The following is a 26,666-nucleotide window of genomic DNA, read 5'->3' as shown; positions in this document are numbered from 1 at the left end:
CCTACATCTTGCATTTACTCTCCGGCTCGTCGATGCCGAGCGTGTCGACTTCGATCTCCGGGTGGCTCGCATGCGGAAAGCCCTTTTGCGGTGATACGGACACCGGCACCTTCTCGGTCGCGATTAGAATGGGCTGGCGGAACTGACCGTCCCAAGGCCGGAACTGCTGCTTGATGCCTTTGAAGGGCGCAAGCTGCAGGTCAGGCCCGTGGATGAAGGCCGAGACTGTTTCAAAGTCGTTCTTGGGCTTCCGGGTCACTGCTTCTCCGATTGTCCGCGTGGCCACGTAGGCCATGTGGTCGATCGGCAGCATGAGCCGGTTGTTGGCTTTCTCGAAATTGTTGTTCGCTTGAGTCGCGCCCCATTTCTCGTGGCCACGGCTCCAGGTGGTGGCCGTCAGGCCTGTCGTACCGGCCACGACCCGCGGCTGCCCCCCGCCGCGATAGGGTATCAGGGGGCCAAACGTCTGGTTCTCGTCTGCCACCACGATCACGTCGTAGTCGACCGGCTTGACCATCTGGTGGTTGGCATTGGCTTCCTTGTGGGGCTTCGCCGGAGGAATAGGCCCGACGCTGTCGCGCCGTCCGCCGGACACGTCGATGTACTCGCGATCGTCGACGATGTTGGCGCCGAAGCGCTCGGCCGCGCGCACGACCGCGTCGCGGTAAGCTTTGTCGGCGTCCGTAGAGCCGTGGACGACGAGCCAGTCCGTCCATCCCATCTTGACGAGATATTGCGCGAGGGCGTCGGCGAGCATGTAGCGATCCGGCACGACATGCATGACGTTCGCGCGGCAATCTTCCTGACGCAGGGAAACGTCCTCGGCGCGGATATTGAACAGCAGGATGTCCTTGTCCGCCGCCCAATCGGACAGCTTGAGCAACGTCGGCGCCGAAGCGTCGACCACGATATAGTTGTGACCAGACTCGGAGAGCTTCTTAAGCGCCTCGACCGCTTCCTCGGGCGATGAAGCCGTCTCGACATCCAGCCCGTAGAGGTGCCCCATGAAACGGCCGCCGGCGTTGTTCTCTTTGACGCCCATTTCGGCGCCGGCGATGCCCGCATTGTCCGGCTCGATGTCCAGGCGCGAGGCGGGCCGCGGACCGGCAACCTCCTCGCGGATGTAGCCAATATCGACCGGCGTCATGGGGGGCGACTGCGGCAGCCGAATAGCGACGCCGCCCTCCCTCTGCTGGGCGGGTTCGTTGTTGTCGGCGGCTGATGCGGGGCCGGCCGCCAACCCGAGAAACATGATAGCGGCAATCGCGACCGCACGGGCGAGACCTACCGGAAGCGTATCGATGCGCATGATCGGGCCTTGGCCGCCGGGCGAGCGTTTCCTCAGATCACAGTCCACCCCTTGCCGGCGGCGTCTTCAGAGGGGCCGTGTTCTTTTTCGGCATGCTACAAATGGCAACAATGGGATGGCAAGTTGGAAACAGCGGCGGGATTAAGTGGCAATCCTGAGGGATAGTTCACGCTTCTAAGGAAACTGTGGATTCTGTTGGAGAACGGCGATCCTTTTCCAAAAAACGGGCGCGGAAGTGATAGGTTGGCTCTATGCAGTTCTCACCCGGCGACGCAATTCGGTTTGGTTGGGAGACGTTCAAGAGGCGTCCCTGGTTCTTCATTGGCGCGATGGTGATCCTGGCGGTGGCGAACATTGCCGTCGGCATCGTCAGCGGCGCGGTCGACACCATTACGGGTGGCTCGTATGAGGAGCCGACTATCCTCGGCAATCTCGTCAGCTACTTGCTGGGCGTGCTGATCAGCATGGGTATGACGGCCTTTTTCCTGGCCTCCCACGACAATCCAGATGGGGTCGAATTTGCGACCCTGTGGCATCCGAGCCCCTATTGGAAGTTCTTCGCCACGTCCGTTCTGGCCTCGCTGGCCGTGGGTATCGGGCTGGTACTGCTGATCGTCCCCGGGCTGATCGCCATGGTTCTCTTCATGTTTTCGACTTTTCTCGTGATCGACCGCGGCTTGGGCCCGGTCGATGCGTTGAAAGAGAGCATGGAGATGACCAAGGGCAATCGCTGGCCGCTGTTCGGCTTCCTGCTCCTTTGCCTGCTGATCATCTTCGTGGGTGTACTTGCGCTCGGCGTCGGGCTTCTCGTGGCGGCGCCGATCGTCGGCATCGCCTTCGCCTATGCCTACCGGCTCTTGTCCGGCCATGCGGCGCGGATTGCGCCACCGGACGCGCGGCTCGATATCTGAGGCCACGGGCGGGGGCGGCGGGGACTCTGACTCAGGTCGCGATCCCCCTACAACATCAGCAGTGAGTGTTGTTCAGTCTGCCTTGGCGGGCCGTCACGCAACGGAGCTAGGTGGTGCTCATGGGGTTTTCACCTACGACTGCAATCCAGTTTGGCTGGGACACGTTCAAGAAGCGCCCCTGGTTCTTCGTTGGCGCCGCCGCCATTCTGCTTGTGGCGAACGTCCTGAACGTCGGCGTTACCAGCGGGGTCAACAGATTGACGGGAGGCACCCTCGAGGAGCCGACCATTGTGTCGAACCTCGTGAATCTCGCGCTGAGCGCTTTGATCATTGAGGGGGCAGTCGCCTTTTTCTTGGCCGCCCACGACGATCCGGATGGCGTGGCGTATTCTGCCCTTTGGCATCCGGCATTCTATTGGAAGTTTTTCGCCACCTCGCTTCTGACGTCGCTGGCGATCGGCTTCGGTCTCGTCCTGCTGATCGTGCCGGGTCTGATCGCGATGGTGCTGTTCATGTTCGCCGGTTTCCTCGTCGTCGACCGCGGCTTGGGGCCGCTCGACGCGCTGAAGACGAGCATGGAGATGACCAAGGGCAACCGCTGGCCGCTGTTCGGGTTCGCCGTCCTCACAGCGCTCATCCTGGCTCTCGGCGTATTGGCCCTTGGGCTCGGCCTTCTCGTGGCCGTGCCCATTGTGGGGCTCGCCACGGCCTATGCCTACCGGGCCTTGTCGGGCAGGCTTGACAACGCCGAGGCAGCGGACGCGCGGCTGGCGGCCTGAGGCTAAAGCATCTCGTGCCCCTGAAGCATGTGCGCGACATACATCCCTGACATAGCGCTTCTGTACAATTAGAGGTTGCGCTAAGCTTCGCCCATGCGGTTTTCAGCCAAGTCGTCAATTCAATCGAGCTGGACGATGTTCATGGGGCGTCCGGCTTTGTTTTTGGCGGCCGCACTGGTGATCTCAGTTGCGTACGAACTGCCAGGCAGAATTATTGAACACATCGACAATGCGACTGATTTCCCCCTGCATCCCTTAGCGTGGTGGCGCATGCTCCTCTACGAGGCTACCGGGATCCTCGTTTCCATGGGGATGCTCGTGTTTTGCCTGCATGTTTGTGGCGGGTTGGACGCGGGCCGGCTGAGGGCGCTCTTCCGGCCACATCCTTATTGGTCGTTCGCGGTCGTTTGGATTGTCTGGTGGTTGGCAGAACTCAGCGGTGTCTCGGTTGTTGCTGCACTCTTTTCTGCGTGGGACCTAGAGCACACCTACACGATGAGTCTTGCACCATGGCTCATTGTGTTTGACTTCATCGGTTGGGGTTCGCTATCGCCAGGAACATATGCTTTCCCGGCTATCGTGTTCGGTGCAGTCGGGTGGAGCCCCGCTGAGATTATGAATTCGACACATTGGGGCTTCGTCTGCTTTGCCGCGATGCTTATCCCATACTTCGTCACCAGAGTTTTTCTGGCCTTCCCGGGTTTGCTCGTGATCGACCGGAATCTCGGGCCGATTGAGGCCATGAGAGAGAGCATCCGCATGACCAAAGGAAGTCGCGGACGGCTACTCGGCATGGTCGTCTTCTGGACGGTTGTGGGGGTGGTTGTCCGTATGCTTGGATTCTATTGGGACGAGGTACCGTTGGAGGGCAGGGTGGTCATTTTTGCCGCCCTCACCCTGAAGTGGATTTGTTTCGACCTCGTATTCTTGCTCGGCCAGCTGAGTTTCGCTCATGCCTATGTCACGCTGCTAGGCAACGCAGCGCAGACATCCCCGAGCACGGCGGGAGCATCGGCGTGAGTCTGCGTTGGCGTGACGTTAGCCGCAACTCCAGCCACCCAAGAACAAAGGCGCCCGCGATGGGAGCGCCTTTGCAGAACGTCTTGGTGAGCAGCGCTTTTGCGCAGGCTATTCGGCCGGGACCAGTTCCTCGCCGTGCGCCTTGCCGACTTGCGCGGCGTTGCGCGTGTTGCGGTAGACGAACGCCGTGGCGGGCTGAGCCGCTTCGGACTTGGCCAGTTTCACCATCTCGCTGTGATAGGGCGAGAGCGAGCAGGCGGGGTCCGTGTTGCGCGGATCCTTACTGATCGCCATGGCCTGGCAGCGGCAGCCGCCGAAGTCGACTTCCTTGAACGCACAAGACCGGCAAGGCTCCTTCATCCAATCAGTGCCCCGGAATGCGTTGAACGCTTCGGAGTCCATCCAGATGTCCAAGAGCTTCTTGTCGCGCACGTTGTCGAAATTGAGTTCCGGGATGCTTTCCGCCGCGTGGCAGGGCAGAACCTTGCCGGCGGGCGTGATGTTCATGAAGCCCTTGCCCCAGCCGCCCATGCAGGGCTTTGGGCGCTTGGCGTAGTAGTCGGGCACGACCATGTCGATGGTCAGGATGCCTTTCAGACGCTCTCGCGCCGCCTCTACATATTCGATCGAGGCGACCGTCTCTTCGTAGGTGGGGATCAGCGCGGCGCGGTTGAGAAACGCCCAGCCGTAATACTGCGCATGGGCAATCTCGACACGCTGTGCGCCGAGTTCCACGGCCAAGTCGATATAGCGCGGCACGTTGTGGATGTTGTGGCGATGGATGGGGGCGTTGATGGTCAGCGGCATGCCGAGCTCGGTGACCCAGTGGCAGACCTCCAGCTTCTTCTCCAGCGCGTTCTTGAATGCGCCGATGCGCTCCGCGCCGGCCGGGTCCACGTCCTGGACGGAGACCTGCACATGATCGAGACCGAGCTCCTGGAGCTTCTCCAAACGCTCGCGTTTCACGTTCACGGCGGCAGTGATGAGGTTGGTGTAAAGGCCTGCGTCCGCCGCGGCCTTGACGATGTCCTCAAGGTCTTTACGCGCCGTGGGCTCGCCGCCCGACAGATGGACCTGCAAAATGCCCATCTCGCCGGCCTGGCGCATGACCGAGCACCACTCTTCCGTGGTCAGCTCGTTCTTGACGCTTTCCAGTTCCACCGGATTCGAACAATAGGGGCATTGCAGCGGGCAGCGATGTGTGAGCTCCGCGAGCAGACCCACCGGCGCGACGGCGCACAGCATGTTCGACTCTTCCTCGCTGCCAATGACACCCGTCGTCGGTTCGTCGTCAACGGCGACGGCGTCCATATGTCTGTCAATCTTGAGATCGTCCGTCATCGCACTATCCCTTGATGTATCCTTTGTCGGCCATGTCTTGGAGTAACTCGGTTACGTCCGCGGTAATCACGTCGACGGGCGCGGAATACTCCTCGGCCAGTTTCGCGGCGATGTCTTCCACGGTGCGTTCTCCGTCGCACAGTTTCAGCACCTCCACGGCGATTGCATCCGGCGTCATGATCCGTTCGGGCGCGAGGAGCACCCAACGGTCTCGCCCCGCATCGTGGCGTAGTTTCAAATAACGGGGCATCACCGGTTTTGTCGCCCGGTCGACGACAAGCCGGCCGGGCTGTTTCACATCTGCCATCAGGCCGCATCCGGCACGAAGGCGCCGGGCGGGATCATGCCCGGATCGACATAGGCGAGGTAAAGCGCATCGAGTTGCGCCCACAAGACGTGGGTCTTGAAGCGCAGTGCGTCGAGCACGCCTTGCTGCGCCTCGGGCGTCCGGGCGTTCTGCTTGCAGTACTCGAGCGCGAAGTTGGCATCGCGCGGCGCCTGGGTGAGGCGGCGCTTGAAGTAGGCCATCACGTCGTCGCTGATGAAGTCGTAGTTCTCGAGCATGCCCGAGATACGCTCCTTGTGAATGCTCGGCGCGAACAGCTCGGTGAGCGACGAGGCCACGGCCTCGACGAGCGTCTTGTCGCGCACGAAGTTCACATAGGCCTCGACGGCGAAAACCGTCTCGGGCAGGGCGCCTTTGCGGGAGATCACATAGTCGCGGTCGAGCCCCAGGCCGTCGGTGAGCACGAGCCAGCGCTCGATGCCGCCTTCTTCGTCGCCTTGGCCGTCGTGGTCGGTGATGCGGTGGATCCACTCGCGCCGCAAGTCGCGGTCGTGGCAGCGGCTCATCAGCGCCGCGTCTTTGCGGGGCACGGCCGACTGGTAGCAGTAGCGGTTCAGCGCCCAGGCTTGGACCTGGCCCTTGTTCAGCTTGCCGCCGTGCAAGAGCTTATGAAACGGGTGTTTGTCATGGTACTGCGCGGCTCCGATGGCGCGCAGCTCCTCCTCGAGTTCCTCGGGACTTAGAATCTTGGTCACGGGCCTACTTCCTCATTGGGTTTCCAAATACGGCACTTCTTCATGGCGCCTCGAAACGGTCTCTCCCTAGATAAATGGGGAGAATCCGCAAGGAATCTATGACTCGTTCATGAACACGGGCTTGAACCCGGATTAAGAACATCTGAAGCCGCTGATCTGGGCCGTCAGCCTGGCAGCCCGATATTTGAACTCTACCGGAAGAAACCCTGCCGTTCCATTGCATGCCCGGCTCATCGCAAATAGCGCGGGCGCCGATGCCATGATAAGTAAATCCTCACTGACCGCCCCCGTTTCATAACTAATCGTTATCGCCAATGGTGTCTTTCCGACAGTTGCGCTACCTGGAGGCGCTGGCCCGCACGCGCCATTTCGGGCAGGCGGCGCGAGATTGTGCCGTCAGCCAGCCCGCCCTCAGCATGCAGATCAAGGATCTCGAGGACGAGTTGAAGCTGAAACTCGTGGAGCGCCGCAAATCCGGCGTCGAACTCACCGACAAGGGCGAGGAGATCGCGGGCAGGGCCCGGACCATTCTTGCCTCGGTCCAGGACCTCGTAGACTACGCCAAGGGGCAGGAAGGCTTCCTCACCGGTGTTCTGAAGCTGGGCGCGATCCCGTCGATCGCGCCGTACCTGCTGCCGGCCGCGTTGCCGGCCCTGCAGGCGCGTTTTCCGGATCTTTCGCTGCGCCTGCGCGAGACAGTCACCGAAACATTGGTGCGCGAGCTTGTAAGCGGCGACCTCGACGTTATTCTCGTGGCGCTGCCCATCGACGATCCTGCCGTGGAGACTCATTACTTGTTCGACGACTCCTTCATTCTCGCGACCAAGGCCACGCCGGACAATTCGGGCATCGTGTCGGCGACCCAGGACATGCTGGCGCAGGACCGCCTGCTGCTGCTGGAGGAGGGGCATTGCCTCCGGGACCAGGCCTTGTCCTATTGCCATCTGATGGCGCCCGACATGCGCCAGAGTTTCGGCGCCTCGAGCCTCACCACGATCATGCAGATGGTGGCGAACGGCTACGGCGTGACTTTGCTGCCGGAAATGGCGGCGGCGATCGAGGTTCATCCTGACGACGATATTCGGCTCTTGCGTTTCACCGAGCCGGAGCCCAAACGGGAGATCGGACTTGCCTGGCGCAGGAGTTCGCCCCGGAAGGCGGAGTTCATGCAGCTTGGCGAGTTGCTGCGCGACGCGGCGCCGGCAGCGCCTGACAAGGCACGGCCGCGGCGGCCGAAGGGAGGCCCAAAACGCTAAGTACCCAGCTTACTCTTCTGATGGCGGCGCTGCTTTTTGCGCGGGCGGGGCTGGTTCGCCTGACCCGTCCGCTCGCCGACTTCTTTGCGTCCGGCCGTCTCATGCCGGCCTTTCTTAACGCCATCGCTATCGCCGGGTCCGCGGTGGGGGCGCTCGTTTTCGTCGGCGCGGCCGGCGGTATCGATTTCGGCTGGCAGGGTGCGACGCTGCTCCTCGTGGGCGCGGGGCTCGGCCTCGTCCTGGCTGGCCTGCTGATCGCGCCGTACCTGCGTGGCTATGGTGGCTACACGCTGCCGGACTTCCTGGCGGAACGGTTCAATGCCGAGACGATGCGGCCGCTCGGCGTTTTTGCCGCCTTGCTGTGTTCGTTTCCGGCGCTAGGCGCCGTGATGCTCGGCTTCGGCCTGCTGGGACAGGCGGCGCTGGCGCTTCCCGTATGGATCGGCATCGCAGGGGGGATCGTCTTCATTTTCGTGGCGACGCTGATCGGCGGCATGCGATCGCTGAGCCTGTCGCAGCTCGCCTATTACATGGTGATGCTGCTGGCGGGGCTTGTCGCCGTCGTTGCCGTGCTTTGGCAAACGGGCTCGCTGACGGGCACGGACACGCTTCTGGTCGATGAAGTGATCCCAGCTCTGTCCTGGCAGCCCTTCGCCCAGTCGAGCCCTATCAATTCGTTTGCGCTGTTCTTCTGTCTCGTGACGGGGTTCGCTTCGCTGCCCTATCTGCTCATGCGGAGCTTCGCGGCACCGGACATGAGCGATGCCCGGTTGTCTTTCGTTGGGGCCCCTGTGTTCCTTTTCCTCATCTGTGCCGCGATTCCAGCGGTTGCGGCGCTATACGAGCCGGCCGCCTTGGCCGTTGGCGACGGCCTGTCCATGCTCAGCGAGGCCGTGCTCGCCGTCGTGTCCGTAGCGGCCCTCCTGTCCACGGGCGCGGCGCTCGCCTTGTCGATCGCCAACATGATCGCTCACGACGTGTACTTCAAAAGCCTCGCGCCCAACGCCTCTGCCGGCCGGCAGCTTTCCGTGGCCCGCCTGTCGGTTTTCGCGGTCGCCGTTGCGGCTGGCGCCGTGGCGTTGCGGTGGCCGCAGGAAACGCTGGTCGGCGCCGCGACGGCGTTGTCCTTGGCGGCGAGCGCATTCCTGCCCGTGCTGGTGTTGGGGATCTGGTGGAAGCGGCTTGGGAGCGATGCGGCCCTGGCGGGCATGATCGCGGGGCTCTTGGTGTGCCTCTATTACATGATCGCGCCGCACACGATGCCCATCCTGTTCTACGAGTCCTCGAGCCTCTTGTCGGACGCGACTGCGGCGCAGACAACGGCCTTCGAGGCTCTGCGCCACGAGTACTACCTCACAAGCGATGCCGCGAAGCAGGCGGCCGTGTTGGCGGAGTGGAGAGAGTCGGTGCGGCCGATCGCGAACTGGCTTGGCGTGCAAGGATCCCTGGCCGGCGTGTTTGGCGTCCCGGTGGGGTTCCTGGTTGCGATTCTTGTAGGACTATTCGCGCCCGCGCCGTCGGCTAGGCGACAGCGCTTCTTCGACACTCTGCGGGCGGAGCCTGTTTAGCGACGAGAGCCGCAGGTCAACCAGCCGGGCCTACTCGTCTTTCTTAGCCTGCCCGGGCGGCGGCGGCCCGCCGAGCAGACGGAAGCTGTCTCGAAAGCGCAGCGCGTCCTCGCTGGTGGCGTGCTTGTTCGGTCCGGCCGAGATCAGCATGTAGACCCGGTCGCCATTGGCGACCATCGTGATCAAGTGGTTGAGCTTGCCCTTGCTGTCTTCGGCTTTCGCTTCGTAGCCCGGACGCTCGTCGATTTTTAGCGGGGTCTTGCGGCGCAGATCCGTATCGCTGCCCTTGGCGTAAGCCGTCACGACTTTCTCGAAATAGTCCTGGCTGGGCGGATTCGGCGCGCGTCCCTCCGGATACTCGAACACGACGACGGAGTAGACCGTGTCCTTGCCGGCTTCGACCTTGTACTCGTGCTGAAGCAGGGGATTCTGCCCCGGCACGGGTGTGCTCTCGGCCTTGGGCCGTTCCGTGACGCCCGGGAACGAAATGACGAAGCCGCGTTCGGGATAATGAAACTCATGCCAAGCGAGAACTTGCGCCGCTTGGTCTTCCGCGCCGGTGTCCGTCGTCGCAGCATCTTGTGCGCTTGCCAGGCCCGCGAAACCAAACGCCGCTACAGCTGCGCCGGCCATCGCAAGGGCCAAGGTTGTACGTACAGAGTCCGTGAGACCTCCAAGAGACATCACCAATCCTCAAAGTCGCCGATCCAGTGGAGAGCCCGTGGACCACAAAAAAAGGGCGTCCGCAAGGGGGCAGCGCCGTTCTGACCGCACATTGGCGCAATTTGACAAGCTCTGGGCACGGTGGATCTCCAAACAACAGCGGCACGACGAACAATGGCTCATTGCTTCAGGCTGTCGTTCTCCGGTTATGCGACTGCCGTAAGCACGGCGCATGATGCTGAAGGTTCATCGAGCGATTCCAACAGCCTTCATCGGCCTGTGCACGCTGGCTCTCTTGTGGACGACCACGCCAGCCGGCGCCGTTGCGCTCGAAAATTTCGATCTGCAGCGGGGCTTGCCCTCGCTTGGCGTCTTCGGCCCCATCGCCATCGTGTTCTTGCGTTTTCTTGCAAGCCTCACCGGCGTCGTGCCGACGTCGCCGCTCCTGCTTGCGGCGGGCGCGACGCAAGGAGTCTTTCTCGGCACGCTCTATGTGATGATCGGCGCGCAGCTCGGGGCGCTTGTAGGCTTTGTTATCGGCAGGCGTTTCGGCCGCGATTTCGTGGTGCGCCGGGGCTGGCTCGATCGGGTCTCGCAAACGCGTATTGGCCGTTGGCTGCTCGATGAGAACACGCCGCAATCGCATTTGATGCTGGCGGTCTTTCTGTGCCGGCTGGTGCCGGGGCTCAACATGGACGCGCTCAGCTACGTGGCCGGCATTACCTCGCTGAGCGGTTGGCGTTTTTACCTCGCCAGTTTCGCCGCGCTGCTGCCTTACACGCTGCTGGTGGTCGCGGCCGGGCAGCAATTGGTGGCGTTCGGATCCAACACCCTTGCCGTTGGGGTCATCGGGCTGTTCGCGTTGGGCACGCTCGTCGGCTTGTCGAGGAAGCATTGGCCTCGCTTCGGGGCACGCGAAAAGCCGCTGCTTTCCACGAACGTCTAGGATCCTTTTTCGCCGGTCGCGCGGGCGTACATGGCTTGCGCGTCCTGCTTCAGGTGGAGACGCGAGGGCGCCCGCAAATAGAGCATATGGCCCCCGGCATAGTTCTTGATCTCGATGGGCTTCGCGCCCTTCAACGGCGGCAATTGACCGACGAGATAGGCCGGCACGGAATAGGGCGTGATCAGATCGGTGTAGCCGCTGGCGATCAGAACTTCGAGGTTCGGGTTGGCGGCCCGGGCATCTTGGATATCGTCCATGACGCCGGCATAGCCCTGCTTGGTGGGGCTGGTGCCGTAGTCCCAGCGGCTGCTGATCTTCCGGTTTAGGAGCGTGAATTCCTCGTCGGTCTTGTAGCCCAGATCCTCGGCGGCGTAGCGCACGAAGGCTGTCGACCACAACGGCACGGTGGCGTCGAGAACGGGGTCGGGACCGCGGGGCCAGGCGCTTGACGGGTTTGGATCGGGACCGCCGACGCTCCCGTCATACATGCTCAGGACCTGACCGTCGTCCCGGTCGAACTCCTTGACGAAGACGGATTGGGGGACGCGGGCGAAGTAGCGCTCGACCTTCTGCAACGGCAGGCCGGTGAGCTCGGCCACTTTTTCGCTTGCCGTTTCGCCGCCTGGCTGGACTCCCGAGGCGAGCGCCACGAGGTAGTCGGTCATGGCGTAGTGTTCGACATCTTCAAGGGCTGCCGCCAGTCCTTCGCGCGAGGTGGTTCCCTCGCTCTCCAGCTTTACCGCGGCATAGGAGGGGAGTTGCAGTGCCCAGGGAAGTGGGTCGAAGTCCTCGCCCCGCAGCATCGCGAACTCCAGCGCTGGAGAGATCAACACGAGACCGCTCGGGGATACGCTGCCTTTCTCTTGCAGTTTCCGGGCAAGGACGGCCACGCGGAAGCCGCCATAGCTTTCTCCGGCGAGGAACACCGGCGAGCCCATGCGGCCCGTTTCGGTCAGGTAGAGACGAATGAAGTCGGCGAGGGATTCCGCGTCCTGGTCGACGCCCCAGAAGTCCTTCCCGCTCTTGCTGCCGGCGGCGCCGCTGTAGCCGGTGCCGACGGGGTCGACAAAGACGAGGTCGGTGAAATCCAGCCAGCTCGCCTCGTTGGCAATGAGTTGCGCAGGCGGCCCGATCAACGCGCCATCTTCGGTGGTGGCCACGACTTTCGGCCCCATGGCGCCGAGGTGCAGATAGGTCGATGCGGCACCAGGACCGCCGTTGAAGACGAAGGTGATCGGCCGGTCGGCGTCCAAGGGGTGCGTCGTGTATGAGGTGTAGAAGATCTCCGCCTCGGGCTTGCCGCTGCCGTCATGGGGTTTGATCGTGCCGGCAATGGCCGTGTACGGAATGTCTTTGCCGTTCTGTTTGAGAACGTGCTGCGTTGTGACGTCCGCGGGCAGGCGCAGCGGCTTTTCGGCGCTCTTGGATTCGTCTGAATCTTCGTCGGTGCCGTTCTGGCTGCTGCTGTCAGAGCCGGTGCTCTCCGACGCTTCGGTTGTCTGGTCGGTGGAAGCTAGTTTAATCCCGTCGGAGAACGCCTTCTCGGCCCCATGCGTTTCACCCGCGTGGGCGGCGCCCGTAGCGGCAAGGATCATTAGAGCGGCGAGGAGGGAGAGGACGGTGTTTGCGGTGCGGCGTTGGCGGAACAGGATCACGATTTCTCCGATGTCTTCGTCTGGGGACGCGTCTTTCCTTTATCGCAGCTAAGGACTCAAACGGGCGCTCTCAAGGCAGCGTGGTTACAATCACGCAGCTTTGACCTTGACCGTGCCATGTTTGGGGGCCAAGCCAATCTGTCATGTTGAGACCTTTTCTAGTCCCGGTGGCCCTCGCGTCCCTTGCGGTCGCCCTCGCTGGTTGCGCTTCGCGCGGCGATATCGAGGCTGGGCGTTTGGCCAAGGAAGAAGCCGCCAACGCCGAGGACGACGCACAATGCCGGAAGACGAACGCCGAACCCGGCGACGCCGCCTATGAGGCCTGCCGCCAGGAACGGGCGACGAAAAGGGCCACGAAGGCTGAAATCGACTATCAGAAGGCCCGCGATTTCGACCGGGTCCTGGGTGGCCTGAACGAGTTCTAGGCTCCGCCGCGTTTCGCCGTTCCGGCAGCGATTACCCCTCAGACTATCTCGCTACAGAGGCCCTGCCGCATAACGCGTTGGCGAAGGGCTATTGGCCGCCGTCCCGATGACCGCTAAGGTGGATTGGCGGAAATTGATAAGCTTTGGTTCTAAGCGGCTCGGGTTGGGTGAGCCTTGTAGAACACCGGTTTCCGCCGTGGGGAATGGCGCTTCGGCTCATGACACGCTTTGTGGCTGTCGAGCGCCCGCGAGATTCGACTCCGTTGCCAATCGCGGCTTGCGCTGGAGCGCAAGGCCGATGGCGGTTGGATGCCCGTCAGCGGGCGGAAGTCCGGCCGGGAGTCCACAGAGGGCCATCGCGTGGGCAGTCCGATGAAAAAACGACGTGCCTGGTCGACTTTGGACGAGGACGTGGACGAGCAAGAGTCCGCGGCCCTGGCGGCGTCCGTTGCCGCTGCCAAAGACACGGCGGCGCGATCGGGCGCCCTTTTATCGAGCGTCAAAGAAGATCTGACCGACCACCAGCGCTGGCTCCAGGCCCAGAGCGACGCCGTCAAGCGGGATAGGGATCGTCACGAGCGCTGGCTTCAGCGGCAACAGGAGCTTCGCGCCGCTAACGCCAAGAAGGACCGTGTCCGCCGTCACCGGCGTTTGGTGCGCCAGCGCGCACTTCAAGCAATCCGCGATGCGTTTGTCGATCTCTACCTGTTCTTCCGCTCCTGGATTGTTTTCGGCGCCAGGAAGGTCACGGGCGCCGTGCGCTTCGCCGTCCGCGCGATCGGCCATGGTGTGGTGGTCGTGTGGCAAGGGCTCGTGCGTGTTTGCGGTTCGGGCATGCGCTATGCTGGATCTGGCTTGTCGGCCGTGGCCCGCGTGTCGGCTCAGGCGTTTGCCGCCGCCGGCCGGGGTCTCGCGCAAGGGGCGCAGTGGACGGGCCAGAAGGTTGGTTTGGCAGCGCGCGGTGCCGGCGCTGGCGTCGCGGCGGGCGCGGCCTGGAGCGGTTCGAAGGCGAAGGCGTCGGTCCGGGCCGGCAGCCAGGCTCTCGCCGCAGGGTCGCAGGTTGTTGCCGCCGAGGCCGGGAAACTGTCACGCCAGACCGGAAAAGCCCTTGGCAGCGGCGGCCGTGTAATCGGAAGCGGATTGACCTCCGGCGGCGGCAGCGCAGCGGCACTGGCCACCGCCACCCGCGACAGTCTTGCTTCCGGCGCATGGGTTGCCGCTGCGAAGGCCGCCAAGCTCAGCGCGACGGGCGGGCGCGGACTTTCCCGGGCCGGCGCGTGGACGGCTTCGCGCGCGGCGGCCATCCCCTCGAAGCTCTTCATTCACTTGGCGCGGGTCGGGCGTGAGGTGCAGCATTTTGCGCGGGTTCGTGCGCCGGCCTCGGTCCAAGCCGGCAGGGGCGAGGGGACTGCGCATTACGACAATGACCAGGCTCTTGGTGCCGCTCGTTCCGCCTCGGTCCATGTTTTCGAGACCTATGGGCCGCATCCGGAAGGGACCAGGCTCTTCGGCCAGCCCGCAAACAATCCGTGGGTGCAGGAGTCACGCTCTGCCGGCGAAACCGATGCGACGTCCCCATCCGAACCGGAGCGGACCAGCGAGGGCCGCACGGCCGTAGCGGCGATTCCAGGCGGTCTGGCGTCAGGCGTTGCCGCCCGGATGGGCGATATGCTGTCATCATGGGGGCAACGCGCCAACATTCAGGCCGGGAGCCTCGCTCGCGGTGTCGGGAGCAAGGCCAGTACCGGGTCGGTCTGGCTACGCCGGCAAACGGCGCGCGGCGTGGCATCGGCGAAAGCCGGCGTGGCCGCTGTTACCCGCATGCAGGCGGGCGCGATCGCTCAAGGTGCCGACTGGGCGCAAAAGAGGGGGCTGGATCTCGGTCAGATGATGATATTCGCCGGTGCCGTGTTACTCGTCCTTGGCGGCCTTCTGATCGGAGGCGGCTTTCTGTTGCGGTCGACTTCCGGCCCCGTGATCGCCGCGGAGCCGGGGGACGAAACCTTCTCCAAAATTTCCTGGGCCTTCCACCAGCCCGACCTCCCGTTGCCGGACCGCTCCGTCTTCACCCTTTCGGGCACGCCCCAATCGTTCCTAATCAACGGCATCTCAATTGCCGGGGTGAACAACTCCGACGAGACTCTAACGGATTTGGAGGCTGCTCTCAGTGCCGACGTGAAGCGGCCCGATCTCAAGCTCGACGTGGTCGTGGAGCCACAAGACAAAGAGCTATCGTCGCCGGGCCCGGTGGCCACCGTGGGGCCGGGAGAGCCTTTCCGGCTGACCTTCCTGTTTCCGCCCGAGGCCACGGGCAGCGCGGATGGCATTTCGATCGAGGAGTTCTTCGAATCCTATGGGGGATTGCTGCTCAAGCTTCGCTATGACTCCGACGGCGCAGAGCGGTCCGTGATCCAGTACCTGGATCCCGAGATGCTGAAGGCTCAGCTCGAGGAGGTCTCGGCAGAAGCCGGGGGCACCTAAGCGGCGGACGCGTGGCCTCTATTGGCAGTCGATCACGCGGGAGCCGCAGTTTCGCGTCTTGACGCAGACATTATAGCGGGTGCAGCAGGACGTTTCGCAACCGACGATCTGCGAGTTCGCCGACAGGGCCTGCGCCGCACAGACATCGTTGCACGATCTGAGACCGTTGGTGCAGACCCGCATGGACTGGCTCGAGGAGCTGCAGGCCGACGGGGTGGGCTTCAGCGACTGGGCCGGCTGCGATGTCGTTTGCGCAAACGCCGCGCCGCCAAGAAAAAGCACCCCAAGCAGAAGCAATCCAAGCCGTGTCATATGACGCGTCACCCTCTAGACCTCAACTTTTGAACTCGTCCCCCGCCGGGACCCCCGTAGCGGCGCCATCATAGGGGGATCGTTGTGGGATGAGAAACCCATTCTGCCATGCAACACGGCAGTTTGAAGACATGCGCGCACGCCTCGTGTTGGCGTCCGCCGGCGCTGGAACTGTTGCAAAACCATCGCAATACCAAGCTACCAATGCGGCTGCATACAATCCCTATGGCCTTGAGGAAACTTCGGTGAAACACGCCCTGAACGGTTTTTCGACCCTTGCTCTTGCCGCCGCCATGACGGCCATTTCCACCCTTTCCGCGGTTGCGGACGGTCCCATTCTGGTCACGAGCGCCGAGGACAGCGGGGAGGGAACGCTGCGCGCCGCACTCGAAGCCGCATCCAAATCGGACGGTCTGACGCAGGTTCTGATCGCGACCGATGGTGACATCGAGATCAAGTCGACGCTCGACTATGCGGGGACGGCACCGCTGGCCATCCTCGGCAAAGGCCAGACCGTGAAGACATCAGTGGACACGAATCTTCTCACCATCAGTCAGGGAGCCGATCTCACCGTGACCGAGCTCAATCTGGCCGGGCCCGGAAAATTCAGCATCGAGAATCAGGGCGGAACGGGGAAGGGTATCTTCGTCGACGTGCGTGACGATCAAACGGGTACGGTCACCTTCATTCTCGACGATGTGGAGATCTCCGGTTTCGCCGACTACGGCGTGCTCATTTCCGATTGCGACGTCGTTGACAACTGCGGCGCGGGGCGTGGCGGCAAGGGCAACGGCTCGCCCGCGTCCATCCTCGTGCGCTTGAACGACGTCAAGATCGACGATGTCGGCAACGGTCACTTCGACGCCGACGGCCTGCGTGTGGACGAGAGAGGTCCGGGCGACATTTTCTTCTATGCCAAGGACTCCGAGTTCACCAATGCCGGCGCCGACGGCATCGAACTGGACGAAGGGCAGGAGGGCGGCGTGTTCGCCACGGCGGTCGATTCGAGGTTCGACGACAACGGCAACTATTGCGACGGGAAGCTCTTGGAGAGCTTCCTGCCGAAAGAAGCCGAAGGCGAGTTCGAGGACGGCGAATTCAAGGAAGCCGATGTTCCCGCCAAGGTGACAGGTTCGGCCGACGATTCGTGCTTCGAGCGCGAGGTCGAGCTCTACGAGTCCGGCTCGGTCAAAGAGTACGAAATCAGCATCGACTACGACGACGGTTTCGATATCGACGAGGCCGGTCCCGGCGATCTGTGGGCCTTGGTCGTCGACACATCCGTCAAGGGCAATCACGACGAGGGCCTGGACTTCGGCGAGGAAGGCGCGGGCGATCTCAAGCTCGGCATTTGGAATGTGGACGCGAAAGACAACACCGACGATGCGTTGAAGATGGTCGAGAGCGAGGACGGCGATCTGTCTGCGCTTCTGGCCAAGCTCACCTCCAAGAACAATGGCGGATACGGTGCGGCCCTCAAGCAGATCGACGAGGGGACGTTGAACGTCACCGTCGATCAATCCCGGACCGCCGACAACGACGACGGCGACGAGACGGGGCTGAAGGTCGAGCAGGCGGGCACCGGCGAAGCCACCCTCCGCATCATCGCCTCGGAGATCAAGGACGGCATCAAGGCGAAGAATGTGAACGTGATCGAAGAGTAGCCTTCCGGGTACCGGTTCGCGGACACACGACGATTGGGGCTGCTCCTGTGGGGGCGCCCCAGATCGTTTGCGGGGCGGCTCGCATGCACAGCAATCAAGCCGGGACGCGTTGACGCCTGTGGGCTTGCGGTCCTGTATACGCCCATGGCCGTGATCGACCTCTCCGCCGTCATTCTCTACGACGGTCTAAACCGGATTCTGCTGCAGCACCGCACCGACGATGCGCCGACCTTCCCCGGCCATTGGTCGTTTTTCGGCGGTGGCGTAGAGCCCGGCGAGACTCTGGAACAAGCGGCGATCCGAGAGGCGTACGAGGAGCTGTCCTACGCGCTCAAGGCGCCGCGGCACTGGCTCAGCCAACGCTTCAGCAACCAGGGGCGGGCATACGCGCAACATATTTTCCTGGAACGATATGACGGTGCCGAACTCGTTCTCGGGGAGGGCCAGGCGATGGAATGGTTCGCGCCGAGCGAGACGGGGATGCTGCTCATGAGCGCTCACGCACGAGCGGCCGTGGAGGCGCTGGACGGGTGGCTCGCTTGGGCCTCGGCCGACGCGACCGGAGAGGGTGTTTGAGTTCGTTCGATGCGGATTCTCAAAGAAGTTCTGGTGCTCGCCGTCATCGTCCTCGTGTTCGCGTACGCGGCGCGGCGGCTCGAAGGCGTCGACGCCGGCGAAATCAGCGCCGGTGTTCCGCCGCTGATGCAGTCGTTCCGCCGGATGCTGGGCTGGGACGACGGCCGTCCCGAGGAAATGCTCAAGGACGCGGCGCCGGTCGAATCCACGGAACTTTTTAAGCGCGCCGAGCCATCCGACTAAGAGCGCTCTGCGCTCGACGTTGTAGGCGTTCTAGCCTGCCGGAACGGATGATGTCTGGCCGCAGTTGGCCAAGAGTCTACTGAGATACGCCTCGGCCTCGGTTGTACCTTCCTCGGGTGCCCAGGGTGCGAAGGCTTTGTCGGTCGTCGCCTCGTACGGGCCCGACTTGACCTCGTAGATCACGGTGTCGGGCGCAAGGGCGGCGACGGTGTGATAGCGCCCCGGTACGAGGTCCACGCCGAAACGCTCCGACTGAGCCGCGAGCACCAGATGACGGTCGATCGCGCCGTCGTCGTGAAACGTCACAAAGAGAAGCCGACCGCGCAGAACGATCCAAGCTTCCGGTTTGGGCGGGTCGAGGTGGCGATGCGGCCGCACGTAACTTCCGGGCTGGATTGCATTAATCATGCGGTGCACCGGATCGGCCAGGGAGCGATGCAGCGGCGCGATCATACGTCCGCGCGGCGCGATCCGGCTCTGGCGCACCGCCTCGTCCACGAGCGCCTCCGTCATCACAGCGAAGTCGTCTTGCGGCGGATCAAGGGAAGGCTTTCGCGGTGTCATGATCGAGCCGATTGCCGATGAGTCTCAATGCACGCCGGTCGAGGAGTGCTGCGAGCAAGCATCCACGGATTACGGATGAGCCGCAACTCATAGCGCCGTTTTGCGCGCAGATGCCTGATGAGCGCGCACAACTTCTGTGTCGTGTCTTCCCTGTTGCGACGTATCCGACGCGGAACAGCCGTGTGTCTTCAATTCGCCGGTTCTCTCCAACTGAATTTTAAGTTGTCTCGCCTAGGTGTCTTCAGCCGGATCACCTAGTGCGGATTACAGCGGCCAACGCAGCCACGGAGTGCATCACATGCCATTCATCGACGCGAAGCCCTTTCCCTTTCAGTTCGATTTCGACCACATCGCCCTGATCTGCATCGACATGCAGCGGGACTTTTGCCAACCGGGAGGCTTCGCCGAGTCGCTCGGCAACAACATCGCGAACATTCAGCCCTGCATCCCGGTCATCGGCAAGTTGCAAGCCGCCTTTCGCAAGGCCGGGCTGCCGATCATCCATACGAAAGAGTGTCACCAGCCCGACCTCTCCGACCTTCCCACCGCCAAGCGCAATCGGGGAAACCCGAAGGTCAAAATCGGCGAGTTTGGACCGATGGGGCGAATCTTGGTCGATGGCGAGCCGGGGGTCGAATTTGTTTCTGAGAACGAACCTCGGGAATACGAGCACGTCATCTCCAAGCCGGGCAAGGACTCGTTCTATCGCACCGACCTCGACGAGTATCTGACGCGGCGGAAGATCTCCGGACTGGTGATCACAGGCGTGACGACCGAGGTCTGCGTGCAGACGACGATGCGCTGCGCGAACGACCGGGGCTATGACTGCCTCCTGGTCGAAGACGGGACCGACAGCTATTTTCCGGAATTCAAGGAGATGACGCTGAAGGCGCTGGTTGCACAGGGTGGGATTGTCGGCTGGACCTGCAAGTCGGACGTGCTGCTCGACATGATGGCCAAGGAGGTCCCGGGACAAACAAGCCCGCACAAGGCTGCCTAGCTTAGCGAGACGCCCCCGGCGGAGCCCGCCGGCATGGAGCCCTGCATGAGACCGCCCGTCGACTACATCTTCCCGCCCGCCGTGCCGGGCGAGGTTCCGTATTGGCGGCTCGTGCTGCGGGGCGCCTCGCAGATGTGTTTCCAGAGCAACGAGCTGACGGGCGTCTTCTTTCTGCTGGCCGTCCTCGCCGCCTCGCCGATCAGCGCCGCCTATCTTCTTGTGGCCGGCATCATGGCCCCAGCCGGGCGTATGCTGCTCGGCGACAGGGGAGTCGCCCTTTCGAGCGGGCTGCCGGGCCTCAACCCCTGCCTGATAGCGCTCGCGATCCCGGCCTATTTCGAAACCGGCTGGACAAATGTCGGCATGTGGGCCGTCCTTGTCGTCTGTGTCGCGATCACGATCATGCTGGTGCGCATTTGTGTCGCCGTCTTGCCGCTCCCGACGCTTGCGTTGCCGTTTCTGATCGTGTTCTGGGCGCTCTACGCGCTGGAACCGAGTTTCGATGGTCTTCGGTTGCTCTCTTTCCCGACCACCGACGGCGCAACCTTCCATCCCCTCACGGCCGTGTTGTTGAGCCTGGGACAGGCTCTGTTCTCGCCCGCTGTTCTGTCGGGTGTGCTGTTCGCGACCGGTGTTTTGCTGAGCAACTGGCGCCACGGCGTTCTGGCCGTCGCCGGTGCGGTTATCGGAACGGTCGTGGCCTACTATTACCGCCATGTGGATCCGGCGAGCGCCGACATGGGACTCTACGGCTTCAACGGCGTGCTGACGGCTGTGGCCGTGTTCGTCGTTTGCGGCGGGAAGCTCAGGCTCTCCATCCTGGGGGCGTTGATCGCCACCATGCTGATGCCGGCGATTGCCGACTTCGGTGTGCAGGTTCTCTCCGCTCCATTCGTTCTGACGACCTGGCTCCTGATCGGTTTGGGCTGGATCGAGGACCGCTGGTTCGATGCAGCGGAGACCGTTGCCCCAGAACCCTTGCCGTCGACACATCCCGCGCACGCGACACGTCACGCCGCGTCAACGCGCCGTGCGCATGACCAATAAGGAGGCTGCTCCATGCCCGCTCTTCCCGCCTCGGCGAACCTGCCCAACCTTCTCGACTACGTGCGCGGTTTACGTGAAAGCGATTGGGATGCATTTCACCCCGGCGTCACGGCTCACTGGTTCTACAAGGAGCCCGATGGCGGTGCCGCTGCCGTGTTGCTGCGCTACGAGCCCGGCGCGCGCGTCGCCGAGCACGAACATGTCGGCTATGAGCATATGCTCGTGTTGGAGGGGGACGAATACGACGAGACCGGGACCTATCCGGCCGGCAGCTTCGTCATCCACCCGCCCGGCACGCGCCATTCGCCCGGGAGCCATGGCGGCTGCGTCGCGCTCTTGATCTACGAGAAAGCGGTTCGTTTCGTGGGCTCGAAGTGAAGGCGAGCGGGCGCTCATGTTGAGCAAGGCGGTGCTTGGTGGCGAAAGAGGCGCTCTCAACAATGCGTGCGCCGCTCTGGAGGGTTTCTTAGCGGCAGGCGCTTTCCTTGAGGCTCTTGGCTGCCTCGAGGAATGCCCCACGGAATGCGGTTGACTTGAAGCCCTCGATAATCGCGACGCCTCGCGATACGTCCTCGCACTGGCCAGCGGGGCTCTTCGGAGCCAAAGCGCGGTTGACGTAGTAAGAGCCGACAAGATCGTTCTCGTTGGGCGCGTCCTCGATCAGCCGCGTGCAGGCGTCGTATTGCTCTTCCTTGGACACCGTGTCGCGGGTATTGGCGCACCGTTCTCGGTCCGCATCGTCACGCTTCACCTGGCCCATGAACTCCTCGAAGAACGCACCGGCGTCGGCGTCGTCCATGCCGGCATCATCGCTTTGGCCGAACATATCGTCTTGCGCCAGCGCGTCGTTCGCGGGGATGAAGGCGGTTGTCAAAGCAAGCCCGAGGCAGGCAATCGCGGCAATGAGTGCTCTGGTCATCATGGCCTTGAGAGTAGTGGTGCCGGCTGCAGGAGTCGAACCCGCGACCTACTGATTACAAATCAGCCGCTCTACCAACTGAGCTAAGCCGGCATCCTCTGCGATGGTTTGCGCTTCTAGCGCCTAACCGTGCGTGTCTTCAAGTCTCAAGCACGAGGACCATGGCGATCCTGGAAGGCGTCTGCCGCTAGAACGTGCTGAAGCGGTACGAGACGTTGCCGAAAACGCCGAAGCGCTCGGAGGTGAAGTCCTGGAGGTCGACCTCGGTGCGGCTCTCGATGAATTCGCTGATCCCGCCCGTTTCGGCGTACCAGTAACGGACGCCGGCGCCGACGGTCCAGTTGTCGTCCACGTCGATCTTCAGTTCGCCTTCGAGCTGATAGCCCCAGCCCGTGCCGCTGTCCTCAACGTTGGGTGTCGGCCCCAGATCGGGGCGCAGGTAGTGACTGTCTTCGTTGAGGAGATAGGCCGCCGGCAGGATTGCGGCGTCACCGCGGAAGGTCACCCGATTGAGCAGGCGTGCGGTGATTTCGGTGCCGAGCCGCAAGGACGACCACATGGACTTGTTGTTGATGACTTTCGTACCGGACGGAACGCCGTAGGTGCCGGCCGGAAAGCCACATTGCCTGCCGTCAACGAGGCCCATGGTGCAGCGGGAGCCATAGGCATCGATCGATTCCTGCCAATAGTTGAAGCCGACAAAGGGGCTGATGACGAGGTTGCCGCCGTGACCGACTTGGAAGTCCTGGCCGACGTCCAGTGTGACGTACACAGAACCCTCGCCGTCGATCTCGCTGTAGGTATCCGAGAACTTCACTTGGCCCGCGAAGAAATCCTCGTCGTCGAGGCTGCCGCCGCCGAGCCAGCCGCCGCCGACGAAACCCTTGAAGAACGTGTCCGTCTCGTTGCGCACGGACATGAAGAACTCGAGCGAATTTCCTGTCACGCCGTCATAGGTGAGCGTGGAGGTGGGGCTGCCGTAGAGCGCCGGATCCAAGCGCGAGGAGTTGATGTCGAATCGGGTCGAGCCTTCGCTCCACCAATAGCGCGTGCCGACCTCCCATTGGGGACGCGGATTGGCGTTCGGGGGCAGGGGAATGGCGTAGGGGCGCGGGACATCGACGGCGTTCTGCAGAGGGCCGTATGTCTCTACGACCCCTTGCGCAGATGCCGCGTCTGCAATGCAGGCCGAAGCCAGCAGTGCCAGACCCATGCTCCTGAGCTTCATTGTTGTGCCTCGCCCCTTGCTGGATATCGTTTTCCTTATCCAGAAGGTGCAATGCGCATGGTTAAGAGAGGCTTAAGAGGCGTTCCGGAATGGGACGATGCGCGCCCTCAGCGACCTCCGCGGCCCGGGTCGCGGCGCGTAGGCGAATGACGATGGCGCGCTGGACGCTAGCGGCGGCGGCTCGCCAGCAGGCCAGCCGCGAAGGCCGCGACGAGCAGCGTCAGCGGCCCCACCTGGTTCATGGCCTTGTTGATGCTCTGGTCGACCATGGCCAGGCCTTCGGCAGGCGCATTCACGAGGTTCGGCTGCTTCGGCTTCGGTTTGTGCAAGCCGATCAGCAGAAGCACGAGGCCAATGGCCGCCAGGACGCCGGCGATCAAACCGGCCGCCGCGAGCGGCGTGAAGTCGTAAACGAGCAGGGCCTGATAGCCCGTGGCCAGGCCAAAGCCGACGGCGAAGAGAAGGACCACGATTGCGGCCACGACAATCACGGCCCGTCGCACGGACTGTTCGACCGTTTGCTTGATCCGGGCGCCGGCCTGAATCGAGGAGACCAGTGAAAGCGCGAGCCGCAACATGGAGACTCTCCTAACGGCGGGTCAGGATGCCGATGAGCAGACCGAGGCCAACTGCGATCGCGATCGCCTGGAGCGGGTTCTGCTTGATGGCTTCCTCGGCGCTTTCCTTCGTCTCGAACGCCTTGTCCTGCGCGCGGTGCATGCCCTTTTCGGCGATACGCCCCATGGTGGCGCTGATGTTCTGCATCTCGGCCTTGATGGCATCAATCTGAGCGGCAAGTTCGTCGGTTTCGGATTTTTGGGTCGCCATGTGGGAATACTCCTTCGAGAGCTTCTGACCTACGATGAGGTCAGGTGGTGGTTATGTGCGGCGCGGGGGGCCGTAGTCGGTTCGCCCGGTATAACATGACTAGAAATTTCTTGCGTGACTGTTGCGTAATCGGCGCACTCCCTTGATTGCCCGCACCTTTCGCTTGGTTTAGACTCCGAACGCTTAACGGGGGTGCCGCAAAGGGGCGCAAGAGGGATGACAAGCAAGGCTGGCTTCAGATCAGGGTATGCTTTTGCGCTTGGTGCAAGTGTGGTGCTCGCCCTCGTGGTCGCGCTGAGCGGTTCGGCGCGCGCCGGTGAACAGGCCGAGATCATCACGAATCGCGGGCTGATCGGCTTCGGCCATATGAAGCGCGTCACGGAGGCCCATTGCCTCGACCGGAACTATTGGTGGTTCTACCGCCCATACACGACAGCCGGCGAGGATTTCCCGCGCTGCGAGCCCTATTTCCACTATTCTGACGGTGGTGGCTCCGGGAACGCCTGGGTCGACCGCGCGATGAAGTAGAGCCCGACACCCGGACTCACAAGACTTTCTGTGTATTTCGCGAATAACTTCTTCCGGTATGCAATGTTGTGCCGTTTTGGAGCAGTCGTTAAGACTGTTTCAAGGCTTTTTCTTGCCTGAATTTCAGCGCATTAACCTTAGCGATACTTGGCGTCGCTAGTCTCCACTCAGTCAGTCGCGCCGCCTCTGGGAGGCCAGGGTGGCTGCTCTGTATGTTCCCGAGTGGAGTTCCAAGATGAAGATCCTGACGACTGTCGTTGTCGCCGTCATTGTAGCGGCCGGTTTCAGTCTGCTGACCGCGCCTGAGGCGAAGGCGGGGTGTGTCGCCGCCTACGGCTGCAATGCTCAAGTGCTTGTGCCGACGCCCCAGCCTATCCCGCTGCGCCGGAATTGGCGCCGGCCTCGCGTCGTCGCAGCAGCCCCGTGTGTCTCTCCCTGCGCCGCCGCCCCGGTCGCCGTTGCGCCTGCGCCCTGCGTTGCGCCGTGTGGCGTGCCCGCGCCGCGCGCCTACTATTATCGGAACCCGAACTACTACGCTTATTACAAGCAGCCTGCTTACGCGGGTGGCTGCAACCTCGGTCCCGGCAATTGCTACTGGCGACGGAACTGCTGGTACGATTCCTTCGGCCGCCGGTTCTGCGACTAGGTCTTTCGAGCTTCCAGTGCGTACTGGTTGATTCCCGGACGTGAGGGGGAGGGTGCGTTGGCGCTGTCCCCCTCCCGTTCGTTTTCGGCTAGGCGGTTTTGACCCGCGCCCAATGGAGGGCAATCGCCGCCGCGTTCGACACGTTGAGGCTTGCCAGCGCGCCGGCCGTCGAGATGCGGCAGAGCACATCGCAGCGTTCCCGCGTCAATTGCCGTAAGCCCCGGCCTTCAGCCCCGAGCACGAGCGCGAGCGGTTGGGTGAGGGGCACGTCCTCAAGCGCCTGCTCGGCTTCTTCGGCCAAACCCAAACGACTCACGCCACGGTCGCCGAGCTCGGCCAAGCCTTCGGCCAGATTGCGGACCTGCACGATGGGAACAAGATCCAGCGCGCCGCTTGCCGACTTCGCCAGCACGCCGCCAAGGGGAGGGCTGTGGCGCTGGGTCATCACGAGGCCCTTCGCGCCGAAGGCTGCCGCGGATCGCAGTGCGGCCCCCACATTGTGGGGATCGGTGACCTGATCCAGCACGAGCAGCGTTCCGGACAGGTCCAGATCGTCCAGTGTCAGCGAATCGAGCGGTCCTGCCTCCAGCAGCACGCCCTGGTGGACCGTATCGGGGCCGAGTATCCGGTCGAGCGCCTTGGGCAGCACGCGTTCGGGAGAGAGACCGCGCTTGGCCATCAGGGGGGCGAGCTTGTGGGCGGCGTTCTCCGTCGCCTGGATGGCGAAGACGGGCCGGCGATGGTTGGCGAGGGCGGCCTCCACCGCATGGAAGCCGAAGAGCCGTACCCGGTCGGTCTCTTGATTTTTCGCCGGTTTTCGGGCGCGGTAACCGCCGCCGCGGCTGGGTGATTTGGAATGCCTTGGTTTCTGCTGTGTCATGGGGATAAGGACTTTTCGCTGCGAAAATTGGCGGCCGGGTAGAGGCCTAGCATAAATCCCAAGGATTCCAGGCGCTCGCCCCTGATTTACAGTTGACAGGGACCGCCTGGCTACTCATAAACAGCGGCTATTGCGGACCCTGCCGGCCGACGGCGGGGTGTTTTTGCTTGGTTAAAATCACCAGTCATTCCATCTGACGCTCTTGATTTATGGAGGGGTGCCCGAGTGGCTAAAGGGGACGGGCTGTAAACCCGTTGGCTATGCCTACGTTGGTTCGAATCCAACCCCCTCCACCACCTCTCAGTGGAGCCAGAGGAAGACGGTCGCGGGTGTAGCTCAATGGTAGAGCAGCAGCCTTCCAAGCTGACGATGAGGGTTCGATTCCCTTCACCCGCTCCAGAGCTTGGGCTTTTAGCCTGTTGGTTTGATTATTGAATTTTGTTTGAGGACGACGAGGACGATAGGAGTGTAGCTCAACTGGCTAGAGCACCGGTCTCCAAAACCGGGGGTTGGGGGTTCGAGTCCCTCCACTCCTGCCACGCGGCGGAGGCGCGAGTTGGCGGCGACGGCCAGGGCGCACGGTCCTGAGTTTAAAGAAAGCCGGGGCATGCGGGTCCCGAGAGTAAGAACGAGATGGCGAGAACGAATCCGTTTGAGTTTCTGCAGCAAGTGCGCACCGAGGTGTCGAAAGTCACCTGGCCGACGCGGCGTGAAACGATCATCACCACGATCATGGTGGTCGTCATGTCGATCATCGCGGCGCTCTTCTTTCTCGGTGTGGACTGGGTACTCGGTACGCTCGTCCAGCTGATTCTCGGCATCAGATTTTTCTAGGA

At 62.8% G+C, this 26,666-nt stretch carries 30 protein-coding genes and 4 tRNA genes; 20 read left to right on the top strand and 14 right to left on the bottom strand.

Annotation, left to right across the window (positions count from 1 at the left end):
- Position 1: 1 nt before the first annotated feature.
- The gene (locus GL4_RS11405; protein ID WP_052464413.1) at positions 2 to 1,309 is read right to left on the bottom strand and encodes an ABC transporter substrate-binding protein; all 1,308 of its coding nucleotides are present in this window, start codon (positions 1,307 to 1,309) and stop codon (positions 2 to 4) included.
- A 251-nt stretch (positions 1,310 to 1,560) separates the two neighbouring features.
- On the opposite strand from GL4_RS11405, the gene GL4_RS11400 reads away from it, so the two are divergent.
- The 3 genes from GL4_RS11400 to GL4_RS11390 all read left to right on the top strand — a co-directional run bounded on the left by GL4_RS11400 (position 1,561) and on the right by GL4_RS11390 (position 4,019).
- Entirely contained in the window at positions 1,561 to 2,220 is a 660-nt protein-coding gene (locus tag GL4_RS11400) for a DUF7847 domain-containing protein (protein WP_045367636.1), read from the top strand.
- Positions 2,221 to 2,339: 119 nt separating this feature from the next.
- Positions 2,340 to 2,999, top strand: a complete 660-nt coding sequence (locus GL4_RS16800; RefSeq protein ID WP_052464411.1) for a DUF7847 domain-containing protein — start codon at positions 2,340 to 2,342, stop codon at positions 2,997 to 2,999.
- 93 nt (positions 3,000 to 3,092) lie between these two features.
- Positions 3,093 to 4,019 carry a hypothetical protein gene (locus GL4_RS11390; protein ID WP_156137542.1) on the top strand — a complete coding sequence of 309 codons (927 nt, stop codon included), beginning with the start codon at positions 3,093 to 3,095 and terminating at the stop codon, positions 4,017 to 4,019.
- 108 nt (positions 4,020 to 4,127) lie between these two features.
- On the opposite strand, the gene pqqE is transcribed toward GL4_RS11390, so the two are convergent.
- The 3 genes from pqqE to pqqC are packed head-to-tail and all read right to left on the bottom strand — an operon-like array spanning position 4,128 to position 6,401.
- Positions 4,128 to 5,360 carry a pyrroloquinoline quinone biosynthesis protein PqqE gene (gene pqqE, locus GL4_RS11385; protein WP_156137540.1) on the bottom strand — a complete coding sequence of 411 codons (1,233 nt, stop codon included), beginning with the start codon at positions 5,358 to 5,360 and terminating at the stop codon, positions 4,128 to 4,130.
- A 4-nt stretch (positions 5,361 to 5,364) separates the two neighbouring features.
- Positions 5,365 to 5,667, bottom strand: a complete 303-nt coding sequence (pqqD, locus tag GL4_RS11380; protein ID WP_045367630.1) for a pyrroloquinoline quinone biosynthesis peptide chaperone PqqD — start codon at positions 5,665 to 5,667, stop codon at positions 5,365 to 5,367.
- Positions 5,667 to 6,401 (bottom strand): pyrroloquinoline-quinone synthase PqqC, encoded by a 735-nt coding sequence (pqqC, locus tag GL4_RS11375; protein WP_045367627.1) that lies wholly within the window; start codon positions 6,399 to 6,401, stop codon positions 5,667 to 5,669. The genes pqqD and pqqC overlap by 1 nt, the downstream gene beginning before the upstream one ends.
- A gap of 314 nt (positions 6,402 to 6,715) precedes the next feature.
- Between pqqC and GL4_RS11370 the strand changes: the two genes are divergently transcribed.
- Complete coding sequence (locus tag GL4_RS11370; protein WP_045367624.1) at positions 6,716 to 7,657, top strand: hydrogen peroxide-inducible genes activator; 942 nt, start codon at positions 6,716 to 6,718, stop codon at positions 7,655 to 7,657.
- Positions 7,658 to 7,677: 20 nt separating this feature from the next.
- Positions 7,678 to 9,225 carry a sodium:solute symporter family transporter gene (locus tag GL4_RS11365; RefSeq protein WP_045367621.1) on the top strand — a complete coding sequence of 516 codons (1,548 nt, stop codon included), beginning with the start codon at positions 7,678 to 7,680 and terminating at the stop codon, positions 9,223 to 9,225.
- 30 nt (positions 9,226 to 9,255) lie between these two features.
- On the opposite strand, the gene GL4_RS11360 is transcribed toward GL4_RS11365, so the two are convergent.
- Positions 9,256 to 9,858 (bottom strand): hypothetical protein, encoded by a 603-nt coding sequence (locus GL4_RS11360; protein WP_045367619.1) that lies wholly within the window; start codon positions 9,856 to 9,858, stop codon positions 9,256 to 9,258.
- A 262-nt stretch (positions 9,859 to 10,120) separates the two neighbouring features.
- Here GL4_RS11360 and GL4_RS11355 point away from each other — a divergent pair, with 262 nt between their 5' ends.
- Positions 10,121 to 10,834 (top strand): TVP38/TMEM64 family protein, encoded by a 714-nt coding sequence (locus GL4_RS11355; protein WP_052464410.1) that lies wholly within the window; start codon positions 10,121 to 10,123, stop codon positions 10,832 to 10,834.
- Here GL4_RS11355 and GL4_RS11350 read toward each other — a convergent pair.
- Entirely contained in the window at positions 10,831 to 12,489 is a 1,659-nt protein-coding gene (locus tag GL4_RS11350) for a S10 family peptidase (RefSeq protein WP_052464408.1), read from the bottom strand. The two genes, GL4_RS11355 and GL4_RS11350, sit on opposite strands and share 4 nt — an antisense overlap.
- A gap of 143 nt (positions 12,490 to 12,632) precedes the next feature.
- Between GL4_RS11350 and GL4_RS11345 the strand changes: the two genes are divergently transcribed.
- Both GL4_RS11345 and GL4_RS11340 read left to right on the top strand, forming a co-directional pair.
- On the top strand, positions 12,633 to 12,914 hold the full coding sequence (locus GL4_RS11345; protein WP_156137537.1) for a hypothetical protein: 282 nt from the start codon (positions 12,633 to 12,635) through the stop codon (positions 12,912 to 12,914).
- Between the two features lie 372 nt (positions 12,915 to 13,286).
- Positions 13,287 to 15,395 (top strand): hypothetical protein, encoded by a 2,109-nt coding sequence (locus tag GL4_RS11340; protein ID WP_156137536.1) that lies wholly within the window; start codon positions 13,287 to 13,289, stop codon positions 15,393 to 15,395.
- 18 nt (positions 15,396 to 15,413) lie between these two features.
- Here the strand turns inward: GL4_RS11340 and GL4_RS11335 are convergent, their stop codons facing one another.
- Positions 15,414 to 15,707 carry a hypothetical protein gene (locus GL4_RS11335; RefSeq protein ID WP_045367613.1) on the bottom strand — a complete coding sequence of 98 codons (294 nt, stop codon included), beginning with the start codon at positions 15,705 to 15,707 and terminating at the stop codon, positions 15,414 to 15,416.
- 245 nt (positions 15,708 to 15,952) lie between these two features.
- Here GL4_RS11335 and GL4_RS11330 point away from each other — a divergent pair, with 245 nt between their 5' ends.
- The 3 genes from GL4_RS11330 to GL4_RS11320 all read left to right on the top strand — a co-directional run bounded on the left by GL4_RS11330 (position 15,953) and on the right by GL4_RS11320 (position 18,190).
- Positions 15,953 to 17,371, top strand: a complete 1,419-nt coding sequence (locus GL4_RS11330) for a hypothetical protein (RefSeq protein WP_156137534.1) — start codon at positions 15,953 to 15,955, stop codon at positions 17,369 to 17,371.
- Between the two features lie 144 nt (positions 17,372 to 17,515).
- The gene (locus GL4_RS11325; protein ID WP_052464406.1) at positions 17,516 to 17,947 is read left to right on the top strand and encodes an NUDIX domain-containing protein; all 432 of its coding nucleotides are present in this window, start codon (positions 17,516 to 17,518) and stop codon (positions 17,945 to 17,947) included.
- Positions 17,948 to 17,956: 9 nt separating this feature from the next.
- Entirely contained in the window at positions 17,957 to 18,190 is a 234-nt protein-coding gene (locus tag GL4_RS11320; protein WP_045367609.1) for a hypothetical protein, read from the top strand.
- 30 nt (positions 18,191 to 18,220) lie between these two features.
- On the opposite strand, the gene GL4_RS11315 is transcribed toward GL4_RS11320, so the two are convergent.
- Positions 18,221 to 18,754, bottom strand: a complete 534-nt coding sequence (locus tag GL4_RS11315; RefSeq protein WP_045367606.1) for a WbuC family cupin fold metalloprotein — start codon at positions 18,752 to 18,754, stop codon at positions 18,221 to 18,223.
- A 298-nt stretch (positions 18,755 to 19,052) separates the two neighbouring features.
- Between GL4_RS11315 and GL4_RS11310 the strand changes: the two genes are divergently transcribed.
- From GL4_RS11310 to GL4_RS17840, 3 genes are read left to right on the top strand one after another with little or no spacing between them, the layout of a single operon-like run.
- Positions 19,053 to 19,754, top strand: a complete 702-nt coding sequence (locus tag GL4_RS11310) for a cysteine hydrolase family protein (RefSeq protein ID WP_045367604.1) — start codon at positions 19,053 to 19,055, stop codon at positions 19,752 to 19,754.
- A 45-nt stretch (positions 19,755 to 19,799) separates the two neighbouring features.
- On the top strand, positions 19,800 to 20,801 hold the full coding sequence (locus GL4_RS11305) for an urea transporter (RefSeq protein ID WP_045367602.1): 1,002 nt from the start codon (positions 19,800 to 19,802) through the stop codon (positions 20,799 to 20,801).
- Positions 20,802 to 20,813: 12 nt separating this feature from the next.
- Entirely contained in the window at positions 20,814 to 21,179 is a 366-nt protein-coding gene (locus tag GL4_RS17840) for a cupin domain-containing protein (RefSeq protein WP_197539040.1), read from the top strand.
- A gap of 88 nt (positions 21,180 to 21,267) precedes the next feature.
- Here the strand turns inward: GL4_RS17840 and GL4_RS11295 are convergent, their stop codons facing one another.
- The 5 genes from GL4_RS11295 to GL4_RS11275 all read right to left on the bottom strand — a co-directional run bounded on the left by GL4_RS11295 (position 21,268) and on the right by GL4_RS11275 (position 23,776).
- Positions 21,268 to 21,723, bottom strand: coding sequence for a hypothetical protein (locus GL4_RS11295; protein ID WP_045367600.1), 456 nt, complete (start codon positions 21,721 to 21,723; stop codon positions 21,268 to 21,270).
- Between the two features lie 14 nt (positions 21,724 to 21,737).
- Positions 21,738 to 21,813 (bottom strand) — tRNA-Thr (locus tag GL4_RS11290).
- 94 nt (positions 21,814 to 21,907) lie between these two features.
- Positions 21,908 to 22,948 (bottom strand): hypothetical protein, encoded by a 1,041-nt coding sequence (locus GL4_RS11285; RefSeq protein WP_156137532.1) that lies wholly within the window; start codon positions 22,946 to 22,948, stop codon positions 21,908 to 21,910.
- A gap of 167 nt (positions 22,949 to 23,115) precedes the next feature.
- The gene (locus GL4_RS11280; RefSeq protein WP_045367595.1) at positions 23,116 to 23,526 is read right to left on the bottom strand and encodes a phage holin family protein; all 411 of its coding nucleotides are present in this window, start codon (positions 23,524 to 23,526) and stop codon (positions 23,116 to 23,118) included.
- Positions 23,527 to 23,536: 10 nt separating this feature from the next.
- The gene (locus GL4_RS11275; RefSeq protein WP_045367592.1) at positions 23,537 to 23,776 is read right to left on the bottom strand and encodes a glycine zipper domain-containing protein; all 240 of its coding nucleotides are present in this window, start codon (positions 23,774 to 23,776) and stop codon (positions 23,537 to 23,539) included.
- A gap of 216 nt (positions 23,777 to 23,992) precedes the next feature.
- Between GL4_RS11275 and GL4_RS11270 the strand changes: the two genes are divergently transcribed.
- Both GL4_RS11270 and GL4_RS11265 read left to right on the top strand, forming a co-directional pair.
- Positions 23,993 to 24,304, top strand: a complete 312-nt coding sequence (locus GL4_RS11270; RefSeq protein WP_156137530.1) for a hypothetical protein — start codon at positions 23,993 to 23,995, stop codon at positions 24,302 to 24,304.
- Between the two features lie 235 nt (positions 24,305 to 24,539).
- Positions 24,540 to 24,950 (top strand): hypothetical protein, encoded by a 411-nt coding sequence (locus tag GL4_RS11265; RefSeq protein WP_045367586.1) that lies wholly within the window; start codon positions 24,540 to 24,542, stop codon positions 24,948 to 24,950.
- Positions 24,951 to 25,038: 88 nt separating this feature from the next.
- On the opposite strand, the gene rlmB is transcribed toward GL4_RS11265, so the two are convergent.
- Positions 25,039 to 25,830 (bottom strand): 23S rRNA (guanosine(2251)-2'-O)-methyltransferase RlmB, encoded by a 792-nt coding sequence (rlmB, locus tag GL4_RS11260; protein ID WP_045367584.1) that lies wholly within the window; start codon positions 25,828 to 25,830, stop codon positions 25,039 to 25,041.
- Between the two features lie 211 nt (positions 25,831 to 26,041).
- Here rlmB and GL4_RS11255 point away from each other — a divergent pair.
- The 4 genes from GL4_RS11255 (at position 26,042) to secE (ending at position 26,664) form a co-directional block, all read left to right on the top strand.
- Positions 26,042 to 26,126: transfer RNA gene (locus GL4_RS11255), tRNA-Tyr, on the top strand.
- 29 nt (positions 26,127 to 26,155) lie between these two features.
- A tRNA-Gly gene (locus tag GL4_RS11250) sits at positions 26,156 to 26,229 on the top strand.
- 63 nt (positions 26,230 to 26,292) lie between these two features.
- Positions 26,293 to 26,369, top strand: a tRNA-Trp gene (locus GL4_RS11245).
- 94 nt (positions 26,370 to 26,463) lie between these two features.
- Complete coding sequence (gene secE, locus GL4_RS11240; RefSeq protein ID WP_045367582.1) at positions 26,464 to 26,664, top strand: preprotein translocase subunit SecE; 201 nt, start codon at positions 26,464 to 26,466, stop codon at positions 26,662 to 26,664.
- The last annotated feature ends 2 nt before the right edge of the window (positions 26,665 to 26,666 follow it).

Source organism: Methyloceanibacter caenitepidi, assembly GCF_000828475.1.
Lineage (GTDB): Bacteria > Pseudomonadota > Alphaproteobacteria > Rhizobiales > Methyloligellaceae > Methyloceanibacter > Methyloceanibacter caenitepidi.
This window is presented reverse-complemented; position numbering and strand designations above follow the sequence as displayed.